Annotated in this window: 15 protein-coding genes; 6 read left to right on the top strand and 9 right to left on the bottom strand. The window is 64.5% G+C overall.

What is annotated here, in order from left to right:
- The first annotated feature begins 158 nt into the window (after positions 1 to 158).
- Entirely contained in the window at positions 159 to 1,106 is a 948-nt protein-coding gene (locus CXP40_RS09795) for an adenosine deaminase (protein ID WP_106733551.1), read from the top strand.
- A gap of 62 nt (positions 1,107 to 1,168) precedes the next feature.
- Here the strand turns inward: CXP40_RS09795 and CXP40_RS09790 are convergent, their stop codons facing one another.
- The 8 genes from CXP40_RS09790 to CXP40_RS09755 form a co-directional block, all read right to left on the bottom strand.
- Positions 1,169 to 1,705, bottom strand: a complete 537-nt coding sequence (locus CXP40_RS09790) for a cytochrome b/b6 domain-containing protein (RefSeq protein ID WP_106733550.1) — start codon at positions 1,703 to 1,705, stop codon at positions 1,169 to 1,171.
- Positions 1,705 to 1,971 carry a PepSY domain-containing protein gene (locus CXP40_RS09785; RefSeq protein WP_106733549.1) on the bottom strand — a complete coding sequence of 89 codons (267 nt, stop codon included), beginning with the start codon at positions 1,969 to 1,971 and terminating at the stop codon, positions 1,705 to 1,707. Before CXP40_RS09785 ends, CXP40_RS09790 begins: the two co-directional genes overlap by 1 nt.
- A gap of 219 nt (positions 1,972 to 2,190) precedes the next feature.
- Entirely contained in the window at positions 2,191 to 4,275 is a 2,085-nt protein-coding gene (locus CXP40_RS09780; protein WP_106733548.1) for a TonB-dependent copper receptor, read from the bottom strand.
- Between the two features lie 59 nt (positions 4,276 to 4,334).
- Entirely contained in the window at positions 4,335 to 4,709 is a 375-nt protein-coding gene (locus CXP40_RS09775; protein ID WP_106733547.1) for a DUF2946 family protein, read from the bottom strand.
- Complete coding sequence (locus tag CXP40_RS09770) at positions 4,709 to 5,203, bottom strand: copper chaperone PCu(A)C (RefSeq protein ID WP_177429646.1); 495 nt, start codon at positions 5,201 to 5,203, stop codon at positions 4,709 to 4,711. Before CXP40_RS09770 ends, CXP40_RS09775 begins: the two co-directional genes overlap by 1 nt.
- Positions 5,204 to 5,247: 44 nt before the next feature.
- Positions 5,248 to 6,645, bottom strand: coding sequence for a PepSY domain-containing protein (locus CXP40_RS09765; RefSeq protein WP_106733545.1), 1,398 nt, complete (start codon positions 6,643 to 6,645; stop codon positions 5,248 to 5,250).
- Between the two features lie 80 nt (positions 6,646 to 6,725).
- Positions 6,726 to 7,112, bottom strand: a complete 387-nt coding sequence (locus tag CXP40_RS09760; protein WP_106733544.1) for a DUF2946 domain-containing protein — start codon at positions 7,110 to 7,112, stop codon at positions 6,726 to 6,728.
- 97 nt (positions 7,113 to 7,209) lie between these two features.
- On the bottom strand, positions 7,210 to 8,124 hold the full coding sequence (locus CXP40_RS09755) for a LysR family transcriptional regulator (protein ID WP_106733543.1): 915 nt from the start codon (positions 8,122 to 8,124) through the stop codon (positions 7,210 to 7,212).
- A 116-nt stretch (positions 8,125 to 8,240) separates the two neighbouring features.
- Here CXP40_RS09755 and CXP40_RS09750 point away from each other — a divergent pair, with 116 nt between their 5' ends.
- A complete protein-coding gene (locus tag CXP40_RS09750) occupies positions 8,241 to 9,257 on the top strand; it encodes a zinc-binding alcohol dehydrogenase family protein (RefSeq protein ID WP_106733542.1) in 1,017 nt (338 codons plus the stop codon).
- Positions 9,258 to 9,532: 275 nt separating this feature from the next.
- Positions 9,533 to 9,715, top strand: coding sequence for a hypothetical protein (locus tag CXP40_RS09745; protein WP_106733598.1), 183 nt, complete (start codon positions 9,533 to 9,535; stop codon positions 9,713 to 9,715).
- A gap of 63 nt (positions 9,716 to 9,778) precedes the next feature.
- Here CXP40_RS09745 and CXP40_RS09740 read toward each other — a convergent pair whose 3' ends face one another.
- Complete coding sequence (locus tag CXP40_RS09740) at positions 9,779 to 10,414, bottom strand: TetR family transcriptional regulator (protein ID WP_106733541.1); 636 nt, start codon at positions 10,412 to 10,414, stop codon at positions 9,779 to 9,781.
- 181 nt (positions 10,415 to 10,595) lie between these two features.
- Here CXP40_RS09740 and CXP40_RS09735 point away from each other — a divergent pair, with 181 nt between their 5' ends.
- From CXP40_RS09735 to adeC, 3 genes are read left to right on the top strand one after another with little or no spacing between them, the layout of a single operon-like run.
- Complete coding sequence (locus CXP40_RS09735; RefSeq protein ID WP_106733540.1) at positions 10,596 to 11,744, top strand: efflux RND transporter periplasmic adaptor subunit; 1,149 nt, start codon at positions 10,596 to 10,598, stop codon at positions 11,742 to 11,744.
- A gap of 14 nt (positions 11,745 to 11,758) precedes the next feature.
- A complete protein-coding gene (locus CXP40_RS09730; protein WP_106733539.1) occupies positions 11,759 to 14,902 on the top strand; it encodes an efflux RND transporter permease subunit in 3,144 nt (1,047 codons plus the stop codon).
- A complete protein-coding gene (gene adeC, locus CXP40_RS09725; protein ID WP_106733538.1) occupies positions 14,899 to 16,332 on the top strand; it encodes an AdeC/AdeK/OprM family multidrug efflux complex outer membrane factor in 1,434 nt (477 codons plus the stop codon). Before CXP40_RS09730 ends, adeC begins: the two co-directional genes overlap by 4 nt.
- Positions 16,333 to 16,494 lie beyond the last annotated feature (162 nt).

Here is a 16,494-nt window from a genome sequence, read left to right as displayed (position 1 = left end):
CTGATGATGGCTCCCACGCTCCGGCGTGGGAGACCAGCCTGGGACGCTCTGCATCCCTCAGACGCAGAGCGTCTGCAAGGGCATTCCCACGCGGAGCGTGGGAAGGATCAAAAGGGTTAAACTTCTACCCTACCCAAGCCTGATAACGAGAACCGACCATGCCCGAATGGCTCAACGCCCTGCCCAAGGCCGAACTGCACCTGCACCTGGAGGGCTCGCTGGAGCCTGAACTGCTGTTCGCCCTCGCCGAACGCAACCAGATCGCTCTGCCCTGGGCCGATGTCGAGACCCTGCGCGCAGCCTACGCCTTCAACAACCTGCAGGAATTTCTCGACCTGTATTACGCCGGCGCCAACGTGCTGCGTACCGAGCAGGACTTCTACGACCTGACCTGGGCCTACCTGCAACGCTGTAAGGCGCAGAACGTCATCCACGTCGAACCCTTCTTCGACCCGCAAACCCACACCGACCGAGGCATTCCATTCGAGGTGGTGCTGCGCGGCATCCAGCAGGCGCTGCGCGATGGCGAGCAGCAACTGGGCATCAGCCATGGGCTGATCCTCAGCTTCCTGCGTCACCTGCCCGAGGAAGAGGCGTTCAAGACCCTGGAACAGGCCATGCCGTTCCGCGATGCCTTCATCGGCGTCGGCCTCGACAGTTCGGAAAAGGGCTTCCCGCCGCGCCTGTTCGAGCGCGTGTTCGCCAAGGCGCGCAGCGAAGGCCTGCACGCGGTGGCGCATGCCGGCGAGGAAGGCCCGCCCGAGTACATCTGGGAAGCGCTTGACCTGCTCAAGGTCAAGCGCATCGACCACGGCGTGCGCGCCATCGAGGACGAGCGCCTGATGCAGCGCATCATCGACGAGCAGATTCCGCTGACCGTCTGCCCGCTGTCCAACATCAAGCTGTGCGTGTTCGAGCATATGGGCCAGCACAACATCCTCGACATGCTCGAGCGCGGTGTGAAGGTGACGGTGAATTCGGACGACCCGGCCTACTTCGGCGGCTACGTCGGCGAGAACTTCGCCGCCCTGCATGAGCACCTGGGTATGACCGAAGCACAGGCCAGGCGCCTGGCGCAGAACAGCCTGGACGCGCGACTGGCCTGAGCAAGGCCGTCGCCGCTGAAGCGCCTCCCACAGCGGGAGGCGCTTTAGCCGCGACTGTCGTATCAGTGTTCCGGCAGCTTGCGCCGCCTGCCGGTGACCATCGACAGCGGCAGGTTCTCACGCAGCCGGTAGCTCTCGAACAAGGCGGCCGCGATATGCAGGCCGACCAGCGCCATCAGCGCGTTGGCACAGAATTCATGAATCTCCTGCGGCAGATCCGCACCCCAGAAGTAGTCGACCTCCTCCATCAGAAAGCCGGTCACGCCCAGACCGAGCATCAGCGTCATCATCAGGATCATCACCAGCGCGCCCAGCGGCGAGTGGCCCAGCCGGTGATACGGCTGCCCGCCAATCAACGCACGCAGGTGCGCACCGAGGCGTGCCGGGGTCGGCCAGAAATCGGCCCAGCGCGCCGCCGGCGTACCGACGAAGCCCCAGACCAGACGAATCGCCAACCAGGCCACGGCGTAGTAACCGAACCAGCGATGCCAGTTTTCGCCCTCTTCGGTAAGGAAGTAGTTGGCCAGGAAAGCGCCGGCCAGGGACCAGTGGAACAGGCGCACCACCGGGTCCCACAGGCGTACGGTCGCGGCGTTCATCAGCTTTCCACGTTGCTCTTGACGGCATCACCGCTGACCGGGTCGAAGTAGATCTCGACCTTCTTGCCGTCCTTGTCGAAGCCGTAGATTTCGTAGCAGTTGCCTTTGGTGACCTTGAACTTGTTGATCTGGTAGCCCTGGGCCTTGAGGTCGGCCTGGAAGATGTCCTGATCCTGCCACTGCGCCTTGTCGGCGGTGGTGCATTCGGTGGCGGCGAAGGTCAGCGGGCTGGCCAGAGCCAGAGACAGCAGAAGCAGTTTGCGCATGATGAAGTCCTCTTCGGTGCAGGGTGAAAGTGGGTCTGCGAGGACCACTCTCGCGCGTGAACCTTAAGGCTGTATTAGCGCGCCAAATCGTAGGTCGGATGCAATCCGGGAGGGTCAACAGCAAACTCCCGGATTGCATCCGGGCTACGGGTCCAATACCGCAGGGAGGGACTGGAGCCTTGTCAGTCGCGGCTAAAGCCCCTCCCACAACCGAGTGGCTCAGAAATCGAAATCGACCTTGGCCCAGAGGGTGCGGCCCGGCTCGTCGATGCGGCTTTCGGCCGGGAAACCAAAGCCGGCATCGCCCGCCAGGTTAAGGTGCTCGGCGTAGCGCTTGTCGAGCAGGTTATCCACACCGGCGCTGAGCTTGACCTGCTCGCTGAGGCGGTAGGCACCGTTGAGCGAGAGCACGCCGAAGCCGGCACTGTCGCCAAAGTCCTGCCCTACCACGTTGCCACGCCCGTCGGCGGTGCGGCCCTGGCCATCGACCACACGCCAGAGCGCGCCGACGCTCCAGGCGTCACGCTGATAGCTCAGGCCCAGGCGCGCCTCCAGCGGCGGCATCTGTGGCAGCGCCTCGCCGTCCGAGCTGTTCTTGCCCCAGGCGTAGGCCAGTGTGGCATCGGCCTTCCAGTTGGAGGCGAAGGCATAGGCCACACCCAACTCACCGCCCATGATGCGCGCATCGATGTTGTCGGCCTGGGTGCCCATGCCGCGATAGTCGAACAGGATGTAGTCGCGGATCTGCCCGGCATAGGCCGAAGCCCAGGCCTGCAGCTTGTCGTCCTGGTACTGGATACCGATATCGAGCTGGGTGGTCTTCTCCGGCTCGATGCCGTCGAACGCATTGCGCGAACCGGCCGGGCCGTTCAGCCCTGCAGAGAACAGCTCCCAGTAATCCGGGAAACGCTGTACGTGGCCAATGCCGGCATAGAGGGTGGTCGGCGAGCCGGACAGGTCGTGCTCATAACGCACGAAGCCGCTGGGCAGGGTCTCGGCGCGCGTTTCGCCCGCCGTTGGGTTGGGCCGAGTCATGCCCATCATGCTGCGAGAACTCTGCCGGTAATCCTTGGCCGAGGCTCGATCCACCCGCGCCCCGGAAACCAGCCGATCACGCTCGGCCAGGCTCCAGGTGGCCTCGGTGAAGGCGCCGTAGTTGTGCATCAGCGCGTCCTTGCTCCAGGGGAAGCGGTCGGCGTCCGTGTAGCCCGTCATCATGCTGTAGGTGGAGCGACGTCCACGGTGCTCGCTGCGCTGCGCATCGATGCCGGTGATCAGCTCGAGGTCATCCCACTTCCAGATCGCCGCCAACCGGGCACCGAGGGTGCGCCGGTCGACCTGCGAGGCCATCGGCATGGCCATCATGCTGGCCGGGTTCGGCACGCGCAGGCGGAAGTTGTCCATGATGTGGTCGGCGTAGTTGTAGTAGACCTTGGCCTCGACCTTATCCAGCACGCCACCGAGGTTGCTGCGCTCCACGCGCAGGCTCAGGCTTTCGCGCTTGAACTGGGTGCCGTCCATGCCTCGCCCGGCGTAGCGCGCCTCACCATCGCCACGGCCGGCGCTGAGTTCGATCAGGGTGTCGGCATCCGGCGTCCAGCCCAACGTCACGTCGGTGTTCCATTTATCCCAGCGCGAGCCGATGGTGTCGCTGTCACCATTGTCGTAATCATCCGAATGCGAACGGTTGGCCATCACCCGCAGGTAACCCTGCTCACCACCCACGGCGCCGTCGATCAGGCGGTCGAAGCGACCGTTCGAGCCTGCCAGCACGCTGGCATGCAGGCGCGCGCCCAGCTCGCCGAAACGCTCCGGCTCGCGTTCGAAGCGCACCACGCCGGCCGAAGCACCTGGGCCCCAGATCACCGTTTGCGGGCCTTTGGTGACGGTCAGCAGATCATAGGTTTCTGGAGCGATATAGGAGCTTGGGGCATCCATCCGACCGGGGCAGGCGCCGAGCATCTGCCCGCCGTCGGTGAGCAGCAGCAGGCGCGAACCGAACATCCCGCGCAGCACCGGGTCGCTGTTGCTGCCGCCGCTACGAATCGCCGAGAAACCCGGGATGGTCTTGAGGTAATCAGCAGCGTCGCTGGCTGGCACCGGCTGGCGCGGGTCCTTGGGATCGGCCACCACGGTCAGCGGTGAGCTTTGCTGGATTGCCGTGATCACCGTGGGCGGCAGTTCGTGAACATGCTCCTCGGCATGCAACGGCGTAATGGTGCACAGGCCACAGGCGATGGCCAGGGCAGAGAGGGGAAAACCAGGGCGAACGGAAACAGCGCCCGGAACGAAGGAAACGGACATGCGAATACCTGAATGGTCGATTTGCAAAAAGGGCCGGCTAGCCCTCGCGAAAGAAGAACTCAGGCGTGCATGGGAGGCGCACGTGACAGTGCGCGGGGGAAATGAGTGCAGGGCAGCGGTGCAAGCGGGAGCGCTGCGCCCCTCTGGTGAACGGGCGACTGTCGCGCGGCGATTGCCCAACGGCTGCCCGCCAGCGCGGGGCAATGGGAGAAGAGCGAGCAGTAGCCGCAGGCATCCACCTGCAGCGCCGGTCTGCCGCCATCGCTGGCAACCGGTTCAGGGTCGCCGCCGTCATGGCAGGCCAGCTCGTTCAGCCAGCGCCAGTCAGTGGGCTCGGCACGCAACTGCGACGCCAGAGGCGCCAGCAGGGTAAGGACCAGCGCCAGCAGCCCGAGATGGGCGGCGAAGGTGCGCCTGCGTGCCGTGAACAGCATCAGTGCTGGTGCTTGCCGTGGTCGTGAGCATCACCATGATCATGGCCAGCCGGGGCCTCCTGCTGCACGGCCACCTCCACTTCGACGCTGCCGGCCTTCTCGAAGGTCAGCGTCAGCGGGAAACGCTCACCGGCCTTGGCCTGCTGCTTCAGGTTGAACAGCATGACGTGATAGCCCATGGGCTCGAACTTAACCTCGCCACCGGCCGGGATGGTCACGTCCTGCACCTGCTGCATCTTCATCACGCCATCTGCGTGTACGTGCTCGTGCAGTTCGGCCTTGCCGGCCACCGGGCTGCTGACTGTGAGCAGGCGATCGGCCTCGCTGCCCTTGTTGTGCACGACGAAATAGGCCGCCGCGGTCGGCGCCACGGGCGGCATCTCGCGCGACCAGGGGTGGTCGATATGCAGTTCGCCGACTTCGTACTCGTGGGCCTGGGCCAGCATCGCGGGCAGGATCAGAGCGAGGCCCAGCAGGTTTTTGCGCAGGTTCATATGGGTTGTCTCCGGGTGGGTAAGGTCGAAAAACATGGCACGCCTCAATTGGCGAATCGGGTTCTGGGTAGCAAGCACAGCGAGCGGTCGAGCGCCCAAATCAGCAACAGCGAGGCGCCCACCAGCGGGAAGATCATGCCCAGCACGATCATCACGCCGATGGCGGTCTTCCAGCGCGGCAGGTCATGGCGCAGTGGCGGTACACCGAGGCGGCCAGCCGGGCGGCGTTTCCACCAGAGCACCAGGCCGCTGAGCGAGCTGAAGATGATCAGCAGGCAGACCAGCGCCATCAGGATCTGGTTGGCCAGGCCGAACATCTTGCCTTCGTGCAGCTTCACCCCGCTCTCCACGGCCCGCGCCACTGGGCCGTAGTCCGCCCAGCGCACGTCGGCCAGCACTGCGCCGCTGTATTGATCCAGATGCAGCGTGGCGTCGTTGCGCGGGTCGTTGGCGAACAGCGCGACGGTGTAAACGCCCTGCTCGCCCTTGGGCAGGCTGATGCTGTAGCCAGGCTGCACACCACGCTCAGCCGCCGTGTCGACGACATGCTGCAGCAGGCTCGCGGAAGTTGCCGGGGCGCTATGCCCGGCATGGCCCTGGTGCGCGGCATGCGGATCGGACGCCGGCAGCGGCGTGACCTCCACCGCCCAGGCCACGGTTTGCTGGCTGCTGCTGTTGAGACTGCCGGTCAGTTGCCCGGACTTGGGCACGTCATCCCACATGGCGGCGGGGAAGTGGTTCCAGGCGCCAGCGAACTGCGCGCCCCAGTAGCCTGTCCAGGTCATGCCGGTGAGCAGCATGAACAACAGCAGCGCGCTGCCCCAGAAACCAGTAACCGCATGCAGGTCGCGCCACCACAAACGCCCGCGTGCGCTCAGGCGCGGCCACAGCACACCCGCCCCGCTGCTGCCCCGCGGCCACCACAGGTACATCCCGGACACCACCAGCACGATGCCCCAACCGGCGGCCAGCTCGATCAGGCGGTCACCGACGGTGCCGATCAGCAGATCGCCATGCAACTTGCGCGAGGCCGCCTGCAAATTCCACAGCGCATCCTGGGTGCCGAGAATGCTGCCGCTGTAGGGATCGACGAACAGGTTCAGATCGCGTCCATCCTGATTGATCACGAACTGCGCGCTACGATCAGGCGCAGCAGGCGGCAGGTATTTGCTGACAGCGGCCTGCGGGTATGCCTCGCGGACGATGGCCAGTTGCTGATCGGCGCTCAGACGCTGCTCGGCGACCGGCACCTGCATCAGGTCGGCGTACATCCACGCATCGAGCTGCGGTTTGAACAGGTAGATCATCCCGGTGACCGACAGCAGGATCATGAACGGGATGACGAACAGCCCGGCATAGAAGTGCCAGCGCCAGGCCAGGTTGTAGAACGACGGCGCCGCACGCTCACGAGCAGGTGCGGTGCTATTGGGGGAAGACGCCATGAAGCTTTCTCCAGCCAGCCGCAGGCGTGAATGTGCGGCAAGGCATACGCATGATAGGGACGCCCAAACGGGCGGACGGATCAGGCGAAAAAGGGAGAAGCGCGAGGGTTGGCGGGAGGCCAGCGATAACGGGCAAGCCGAGGGATATGCAGGGCTGGCAGCGGACGCACGCGTTCGGCAGCGAGCAAACCGAGCAGGCCGAAGAACGCCGCCAGGATGATCGCGCTGAACAGGCTGGCCAGGGCGCAGCCCGCACCGGTGGCCGGGTTCGGCGCGACGATACCGGAGCCGTCCAGATCGGCGCCCGCGCCGAAGTTGCCTTCGAACGAACAGTACTGCCCGTCCAGACCGCTGAGCTGCATGCCGGCCATCTGGCCGTGGCTGATGGCGCAGACGAACGCACTGAACAGGATGCTGAAGTACAGCACCCAGGCGGTCAGTGAGCGGTCTTTGCGGGCCAGTTTCATGGGGCGCGACTCTAAACAGAGGATGGCAGCACGGCACTGCGGTGCATTGCCGCAGCGGTCAAGTGAAGGAGTCTAGCAGGCGTCCGGCACTTTATCGTCAACGCCAGAGCGCCGCTGCCAGCAGCGTCTCGCAACGCAGTTGCACAAACTCGCGCAGCAGATGCACCGCCTTGCTCAGTTGTGCCCGGTGCGCACACACCAGATACAGCGGCGTCGGCTCGCCCAGCCAGCCGGGCAGCAGCACCTGCAGCCGGCCTGCGCGCACGTCGTCGGCCACGTCCAGCCAGGACTTATACACCACGCCCTGCCCGGCCACGGCCCAGCGTCGGGTGACATCGGCATCGTCACACACCCGGTTGCCGGCAACGCTCATGACCATCTCGCGCTTGCCATCCTGAAAGCGCCAGCGGTCATGCACGCGGCCGTGCAGCATGTACAGCAGGCAGTTGTGCTGGCGCAGCTCCTCCACCGTCTGCGGCGTACCCTGCCGCGCGAGATAGGCCGGCGAGGCGCAGAGCACGCGGCGATTGTCCGGCGCCACCGGCAAGGCCACCAGGCTGGAGTCTTCCGGCGCGCCATAGCGCAGGGCGATGTCCACCGGCTCGCGGAACAGATCGGCGACCCGGTCGGCCAGCAGCAGGCGCAGCTGCAGTTGCGGATGCTCGCCCTGGAACTCGTCCAGCCAGGACAGCAGGGTGTTGCGGCCGAAGTCCGAGGGCGCCGACAGCTGCAACACTCCACGAATGCCTTCCTGGCTGCCGGCCAGTTGCTGGCGCCCCTCTTCCAGGCTCTGCAAGGCCAGGCGCGCGTGCACCAGATACAGCTCGCCCTCGGGCGTCAGACGCAGGCTGCGCGTCGAGCGCGCCAGCAGACGCACCTGCAGTTGCTGCTCCAGGCGCTTGAGCGCGGCGCTGGCTACCGCCGGTGATACGTCGAGTAGCCGCGCCGCGGCCGACAGGCTGCCGGTTTCAGCGGTACGCACGAAGAGTTGCAGGTCGTCGAAACGCAGCATGGCGGCTCACTTTCAAAATAATAATGAAAGAGACTCTATCCGCAGGCGCTTTTTTCAACCAGCAGAACGGATGACCATGAGTCCTATCGCCTGAACCCGTAAACCGGAGCCCTAGCATGAAAGCCATCGCCTACTACCAATCCCTCCCGGTCGACCATCCCGAAGCATTGCTGGACGTGCAACTGGACGCTCCCTCACCCGGCCCGCATGACCTGCTGGTGGAGGTGCGTGCCATCTCGGTCAACCCGGTCGATACCAAGATCCGCAAAGGCGTCGCCCCCGAAAACGGTGCCGCCAAGGTGCTGGGCTGGGACGCAGCCGGCGTGGTCAAGGCCGTGGGCAGCGAAGTGACCCTGTTCCGACCTGGCGACCGGGTGTTCTACGCCGGCGCCATCGACCGTGCCGGGGCCAACAGTGAGCTGCACCTGGTCGACGAGCGCATCGTCGGCAAAATGCCGCAAAGCCTTTCGTTCGCCGAGGCGGCGGCCCTGCCGCTGACCGCCATCACCGCCTGGGAGCTGCTGTTCGAGCGTCTGCAGATCGCCGAAGGTTCGACCGATCAGGGCCAGAGCCTGCTGATCGTCGGTGCGGCCGGCGGTGTTGGTTCGATCCTCACCCAGCTGGCGCGACGCCTGACCGGCCTGACCGTGATCGGCACCGCTTCGCGCCCGCAAACCCAGGTCTGGGTCCGTGAGCTGGGCGCGCATCATGTGATCGATCACGGCAAGCCGCTGAGCGAGGAACTGGCGCGCATTGGCGTCGGCCAGGTCACCCACGTCGCCAGCCTGACCCAGACTGACCAGCACTACGCGCAACTGGTCGAATGCCTGCAGCCGCAGGGGCGTCTGGCGTTGATCGATGACCCGCTGCAACCACTGGACGTGATGCAGCTCAAGCGTAAGAGCCTGTCACTGCACTGGGAGCTGATGTTCACCCGCTCGCTGTACCAGACCGACGATATGATCGAGCAGCATCGCCTGCTGCAACGGGTGTCCGGGCTGGTCGACAGCGGCGTGCTCAGGACCACCCTCGGCGAGCATTTCGGCACCATCAACGCCGCCAACCTGCGCCGCGCCCATGCGCTGCTGGAAAGTGGCAAGGCCAAGGGCAAGATCGTGCTCGAAGGGTTTTGAAGCCAATGGTGGTGGGTCTGTGGTGGGCTGGAGTGGTGGGCTGAAGCCCACCCTACGGTCGTGTCACGGCGTGTAGGATGGGCCGAGCAGCGATCCGTTTCAGCCCACCGCTTCGTTCGAGCCGGTCACGTTTCCTTCGCGGTACCGCTTATCGCAAAGCCGTCATCGCCCTGCTCGGCTGTTTGATCCACGTCAGAAAAAGGTCATGCACGAGGACTATGCTGAGCCTCCCCAACAAGCGCTGCGAGGCATCGCAGCTCAGGGAGGTGGTCAACATGAAGATTGTCGTCCAACCCTACGATCAGGGCGGCGAGCGCCTGTGGCAGGTCCGTCTGGATCAGCATTGCGTGAGTTTTCGCAGCGAAGCAGAGGCGCAGCAGTTCGTCGCCAGGCTGGAAGCACGACTGCTCGCGCCACACGTCCTGCCTGACTGGCCTGCGCAGCGTAAGGCGGGCTGAGGTTCGGCCCAGTGCCTTGCAGGCGCGGATTTATCCGCGATGCAATCGCGAATAAATTCGCTCCTACACCGGCATCAGGCGCAGCGCCGGGCTGCGCAGCATATCCAGCACGGTATCGACCAGCGCCGGGGCCTGGGCTGCCAGGTCGAAGTTGGGCACCAGCAGCCAGTTGGCCTCGATGCCTTCCATGTAGGCGTGCAGGCACATGGCTGCGCGCGCGCAATCCAGGTCGCTCGGCAACTGGCCCTTGTTGACCGCATTACCCAGCGCCTTGGCGATGCGCTGATCGCACTCGATGCTCAGCGCCTGCATGCGCTCGCGCAGGCCGAGCAGCTCACCGGTGTATTCGCACTTGTAACGCAGGATGTCGTGGGTGCGATGGGTCTGTGGCTCGCAGGCCAGACGCGTTAGTGCCTTGATCAACAACTCACGCATGCAGCCCAGCGGGTCCGGCTCGTCCTCGCTCTCGCTGGCACGCGCCAGTTCTTCGAGTGGTAGACGCAGGCGCTCGAGCATGGCCTGGAACAGGTCTATCTTGTTCTCGAAGTGCCAGTAAATGGCGCCGCGGGTGACGCCGGCCTCCTTCGCCACTTCGGCCAGAGACGCACGGGAAACGCCTTGGGCATGGAACACCCGCTCGGCAGCATCGAGTATCTGTACTCGCGTCGCCTGCGCTTCTTCTTTGGTTCTTCTGGCCATCTGTCTACCCGATTTCGCCTCTATGTAAAGCTCCGGTAAAGGAGGACGGGCGAGAGTATGCAGGCAGCTTTAGGCATTTACAAACATTCACGTACGTAAGTATATTTCCCCATCGATTTTTTCCCCTGCCTTCGTCCCCTTCGCCCTTTGGGCCATGATTCGATAAAAACGAGGTTCTCAGATGCACTCGAAGCCAGCCTTCGCTGTCTTGGTTTCCGCCATCGCCGTGGCAATGCTCGGTCTTACCGGTTGCCAGGAATCCAGCGCCCCACAAACCCAGCAAACCCCGCAAGTCGGAGTGGTCACGCTCGAAGCCAAACCCTTTGCACTGACCAGCGAGGTGCCAGGTCGGACCAGCGCCTATCGCATCGCCGAGGTACGCCCTCAGGTCAACGGCATCATTCAGAAGCGCCTGTTCACCGAAGGCAGCGAGGTCAAGGCAGGTCAGCAGCTGTACCAGATCGACCCGGCCACCTACGAAGCCGCGTTCAAGAGCGCGCAGGCCACTCAGCTTTCCAGCAAGTCCCTGGCTGACCGCTACAAGCTGCTGGTAGCCGACAAGGCCGTCAGTCAGCAGGCCTATGACGAGGCACGTGCTGCCGGTCTACAGGCCGATGCCGCACTGGAACAGGCGCGCATCGACCTGCGCTACACCAAGGTGATGGCGCCGATCAGCGGGCGCATCGGCCGCTCCGCGGTGACCGAAGGTGCACTGGTCAGTAATGGTCAAGCCAACGCCATGGCCACCATCCAGCAGCTCGACCCGATCTACGTCGACGTCACCCAGTCGAGCAAGGAACTGCTGCGTCTGCGCCGCGACCTGGCCGAAGGCCGCTTACAGAAGGCCAGCGACAGCGCCGCCAAGGTCGCGCTGAAACTGGAAGACGGCAGCCGTTACGCCCATGAAGGCACCCTCGAATTCTCCGAGGTGGCAGTGGACGAAAGCACCGGCTCGGTGACCCTGCGCGCGGTGTTCCCCAATCCGGACCATCTGCTGCTGCCGGGCATGTTCGTGCATGCCGAGCTGCTCTCCGGGGTCAGGCAGAACGCCATTCTCGCTCCGCAGCAGGGCGTGACGCGCAACCAGCGCGGCGAGCCGACGGCGATGGTGGTGGGTGCCGACAACAAGGTCGAGCTGCGCGTACTCAAGGCTGATCGCACCGCCGGCAGTGCCTGGCTGGTCGAGGAAGGCCTGAAGGAAGGCGACCGTCTGATCACCGAAGGCCTGCAGTTCGTGCAGCCTGGCGCCGAGGTCAAGGCCGTGCCGGCCGGCAACGTCAAGACCGAACAGCCTGCCCAAGACGCCGAACAAGCCAGCGGCCAGGACTAACGGAGAAGTACTGAATGTCCAGATTCTTTATCGACCGGCCGATCTTCGCCTGGGTGATCGCCCTGGTGATCATGCTGGCGGGTGGCCTGTCCATCCTCAAGCTGCCGATCAACCAGTACCCGAGCATCGCGCCGCCCGCCGTTGCCATTCAGGTTTCCTACCCGGGTGCCTCGGCGCAGACGGTGCAGGACACCGTAGTGCAGGTGATCGAGCAGCAGCTCAACGGTATCGACGGCCTGCGCTATGTCAGCTCGTCGAGTAACTCCGACGGCAGCATGGAGATCATCGTTACCTTCGAACAGGGGGTGAACCCGGATATTGCCCAGGTTCAGGTGCAGAACAAGCTGCAACTGGCCACCCCGCTGCTGCCACAGGAAGTCCAGCAACAGGGCATCCGTGTGACCAAGTCGGTGCGTAACTTCCTGATGGTCATCGGCGTGGTGTCGAAGGACGGCAGCATGACCCGTGAGGACTTGTCCGACTACATCGTCTCCAACCTGCAGGACCCGATCTCGCGGACCAAGGGCGTCGGCGACTTCCAGGTGTTCGGTGCGCAGTATGCGATGCGCATCTGGCTCGACCCAGCCAAGCTCAACAGTTTCCAGCTGACTCCGGTTGACGTACGCAGCGCCATCCAGGCGCAGAACGTGCAGATTTCCTCTGGCCAGTTCGGCGGTCTTCCAGCGTCGCCGGGCAATCAGCTCAACGCCACCATCATCGGCAAGACCCGCCTGCAGACCCCGGAAGAATTCCGCAAGATCCTGCTCAAGGTGCAGGCCGATGGCTCCCAGGTGCGCCTGGGTGATATCGCCAAGGTCGAGCTGGGTGGTGAGAACTACGCCATCAACGCGCAGTTCAACGGTCTGCCGGCCTCCGGTCTGGCGGTTCGACTGGCCACTGGGGCCAATGCCCTGGACACCGCCAAGGCGGTGCGTGAAACCATCTCCAATCTTGAGCCATTCTTCCCGGCCGGCATGGAAGTGGTCTTCCCCTACGACACCACACCGGTGATCTCGGCCTCCATCGAAGGGGTGGTGCACACCCTGTTCGAGGCGATCGTGCTGGTGTTCCTGGTGATGTTCCTGTTCCTGCAGAACCTGCGCGCCACCATCATCCCGACCATGGCGGTGCCGGTGGTACTGCTGGGTACATTCGGCATACTTGCCGCGTTCGGTTTTTCCATCAACACCCTGACCATGTTCGCCATGGTCTTGGCCATCGGCCTGCTGGTGGACGACGCCATCGTCGTGGTGGAGAACGTCGAGCGGGTGATGCGCGAGGATGGCCTGTCGCCCAAGGAGGCGACCAAGAAGTCCATGGGCCAGATCCAGGGCGCGCTGGTGGGCATCGGCCTCGTGCTCTCGGCGGTGTTCCTGCCAATGGCCTTCTTCGGCGGTTCCACCGGGGTGATCTACCGGCAGTTCTCCATCACCATCGTCTCGGCCATGGCCTTGTCGGTGCTAGTGGCACTGGTCTTCACTCCGGCGCTATGCGCTACCCTCCTCAAGCCTATCGACAGTGACCACCATGAGGCCAAGCGCGGCTTCTTCGGCTGGTTCAACCGCACCTTCGAGCGCGGCAGCAATGCCTATCAGCGCGGCGTTGCGGGCATGATCAAGCGCAAGGCGCCGTACCTGATTCTGTATCTGGTGATCGTCATCATCATGGCCTGGATGTTCACCCGCATCCCCACCGCGTTCCTGCCCGAGGAAGATCAGGGCGTATTGTTCGCCCAGGTGCAGACGCCGTCCGGCTCCAGTGCCGAGCGTACCCAGGTGGTGGTCGACGAAATGCGCCAGTACCTGCTGGAAGACCAAGCGAGCACAGTCCAATCGGTGTTCACTGTCACCGGCTTCAACTTCGCCGGCCGCGGCCAGAGCTCCGGTATGGCCTTCATCATGCTCAAGCCGTGGGGCGAACGTCCGGGCGAGGAGAATGGCGTCGCCGCGTTGGCACAACGTGCGCAGATGCACTTCTTCAGCTTCCGTGATGCGATGGTGTTCGCCTTCGCCCCGCCGGCGGTGATGGAGATGGGTAACGCCACCGGCTTCAACTTCTTCCTGCAAGACCAGGCGGGCGTCGGCCATCAGGTGATGAACGAGGCACGTGACAAGTTCCTCAAACTGGCCAACGAGCATCCAGTGCTCGACAGCGTACGTGCCAACGGCCTGCGCGACGAAGCGCAGTATCAGTTGCTGATCGATGACGAGCGCGCCCGTGCCCTCGGCCTGTCGCTGGCGGACATCAACAGCACCCTGTCGATTGCCTGGGGCGCCAGTTACGTCAACGACTTCATCGACCGTGGTCGCGTGAAGAAGGTCTACCTGCAAGGCGTGTCCGACGCACGCATGAGCCCGGAAGACCTGAACAAGTGGTACGTACGCAACGACCAGGGCCGCATGGTGCCGTTCAGTGCCTTCGCCAGCGGTGAATGGACTTACGGTGCACCGAAGCTTGCACGCTACAACGGCGTGTCGGCGGTGGAAATCCTCGGCGCCCCGGCGCCCGGCTACAGCACCGGTGATGCCATGGCAGCGGTCGAGGAAATCGCCTCGCAGTTGCCACAGGGCGTTGGCTACTCCTGGACCGGTCTGTCCTACGAGGAGCGCCTGGCAGGCTCGCAGACCACTGCACTGTTCGTGATCTCCGCCATCGTCGTGTTCCTGTGCCTGGCAGCACTCTACGAGAGCTGGTCGATCCCGTTCTCGGTGATGCTGGTGGTACCGCTGGGGATCATCGGCGCCTTGCTGTTCACCGAACTGCGCGGGCTGTCCAACGACGTGTTCTTCAAGGTCGGCCTGCTCACCACCATCGGTCTATCGGCGCGTAACGCGATCCTTATCGTCGAGTTCGCCAAGGCCCAGTACGAGCAGGGCATGACCTTCGCTGAAGCCGCCATCGAAGCCTGCCGCATGCGTCTGCGCCCGATCATCATGACCTCACTGGCATTCATCCTCGGCTGTCTGCCGCTGGCCATCGCCAGTGGTGCCGGCGCGGGCAGCAAGCACGCCATCGGCACCGGGGTGATCGGCGGCATGCTCAGCGCGATGATCCTGGCGATCTTCTGGATTCCGCTGTTCTACGTAGTGGTCTGCTCGATTTTCGAGAAGAAGCGCCCCGAGCCGGCAAGTGAAAAAGAGAAGGAGGTACTGCAATGAGGCAGTCCCTGTTGTCCCTGGCCGTGGCCGCCGCTCTGCTCAGCGGCTGCAGCCTGATTCCCGATTATGAACGCCCTGACGCTCCGGTGGCTGCCGACTGGCCGCAAGGCGAAGCCTATGGCAGCGCCGCCAGCGAAGGCAGCCGTGCAGCGGCTGACCTGCAATGGCGCGAGTTCTTCCGCGACCCGGCGCTGCAGCAACTGGTGCAGGTGGCACTGGAGAACAACCGCGACCTGCGTGTCGCTGCGCTGAACGTCGAAGCCTATCGCGCGCTGTACCGCATCCAGCGCGCCGACCTGCTGCCTTCGGTCTCCGCCGATGGTGCCGGCACTCGCCAGCGCCTACCGGCTGATCTGAGCCAGACCGGTGAAGCCCGCACCAGCGGCCAGTACAGCGCGACCCTGGGCGTCAACGCCTGGGAGCTGGATTTCTTCGGTCGTATCCGCAGCCTCAGCGAGCAGGCCCTGCAGCAATACCTGGCCACCGAACAGGCGCAGCGCAGCACGCAGATCAGCCTGGTGGCCAGCGTCGCCAACGCCTACCTGCAATGGCAGGCCGACCTGGCGCTGCTACAGCTGACCCAGGACACCCTGAAGACCTTTGAAGAAAGCTACCAGCTGACCCAGCGCAGCTTCGACGTCGGCGTCGCCGACGCCCTGGCCCTGAGCCAGGCGCGCAGCTCGGTGGACAGCGCCCGCGTCAGCCTGGCGCAGTACCAGCGCCTGGTCGCTCAGGACCGCAACGCCCTGACCCAGTTGCTCGGCACCGGCCTGCCGGCCGACCTGCCGCAGGGGCTGAAGCTCAATGCAGAACTGCTGGAACAGGTTCCGGCCGGTCTGCCCGCCGACCTGCTGCAGCGTCGCCCCGACCTGCTGCAGGCCGAGTACCAGCTCAAGGCCGCCAACGCCAATATCGGCGCGGCGCGTGCGGCGTTCTTCCCCAGCATCAGCCTGACCGCCAATGCCGGCACCGCCAGCAGCCAGCTGTCCGGCCTGTTCGACAGCGGCTCGGGCACCTGGCTGTTCCAGCCGCAGATCAACCTGCCGATCTTCAACGCCGGGCGTCTGCGCGCCAACCTCGACTATGCCGAGCTGCAGAAGGACATCCAGGTGGCCCAGTACGAGAAGGCCATCCAGACTGCCTTCCAGGAAGTCGCCGACCGCCTCGCCGCGCGCACCACCTATCGTCAGCAACTGGACGCCCAGCGCGCCCTGCTGGAAACCACCGAGACCTACTACGAACTCGCCGAGCGCCGCTACCGCACCGGCGTGGACAGCTACCTGACCCTGCTCGACGCCCAGCGCCAGCTGTTCAGCGTGCGCCAGCAGCTGATCACCGACCGCCTGGCCCAGCTCAGCAGCGAAGTGGAGCTGTACAAGGCCCTGGGGGGTGGCTGGAGCAATACCGGGAACAACGCCCCACAAGGTTGACCGCGCGTAACCCGCTTCAAGGACGACCTTATCCAACGCGCCGCCCCCGCAGTCTTTGCGGGGGCGTTTTTTTGTGGGAGTTCTGACGGACTGACGCCGCACCGTAGCCCGGATGAAATCCGGGACCCTGAGGCTTGGCGATAGCTGTATGGCGGCAATTCG

Origin of the sequence: Pseudomonas sp. YY-1 (assembly GCF_002843095.1) — a bacterium.
Lineage (GTDB): Bacteria > Pseudomonadota > Gammaproteobacteria > Pseudomonadales > Pseudomonadaceae > Aquipseudomonas > Aquipseudomonas sediminis_A.
Note: the sequence above shows the minus strand (reverse complement) of the source record. Positions and strands in the feature narration are given on the sequence as shown.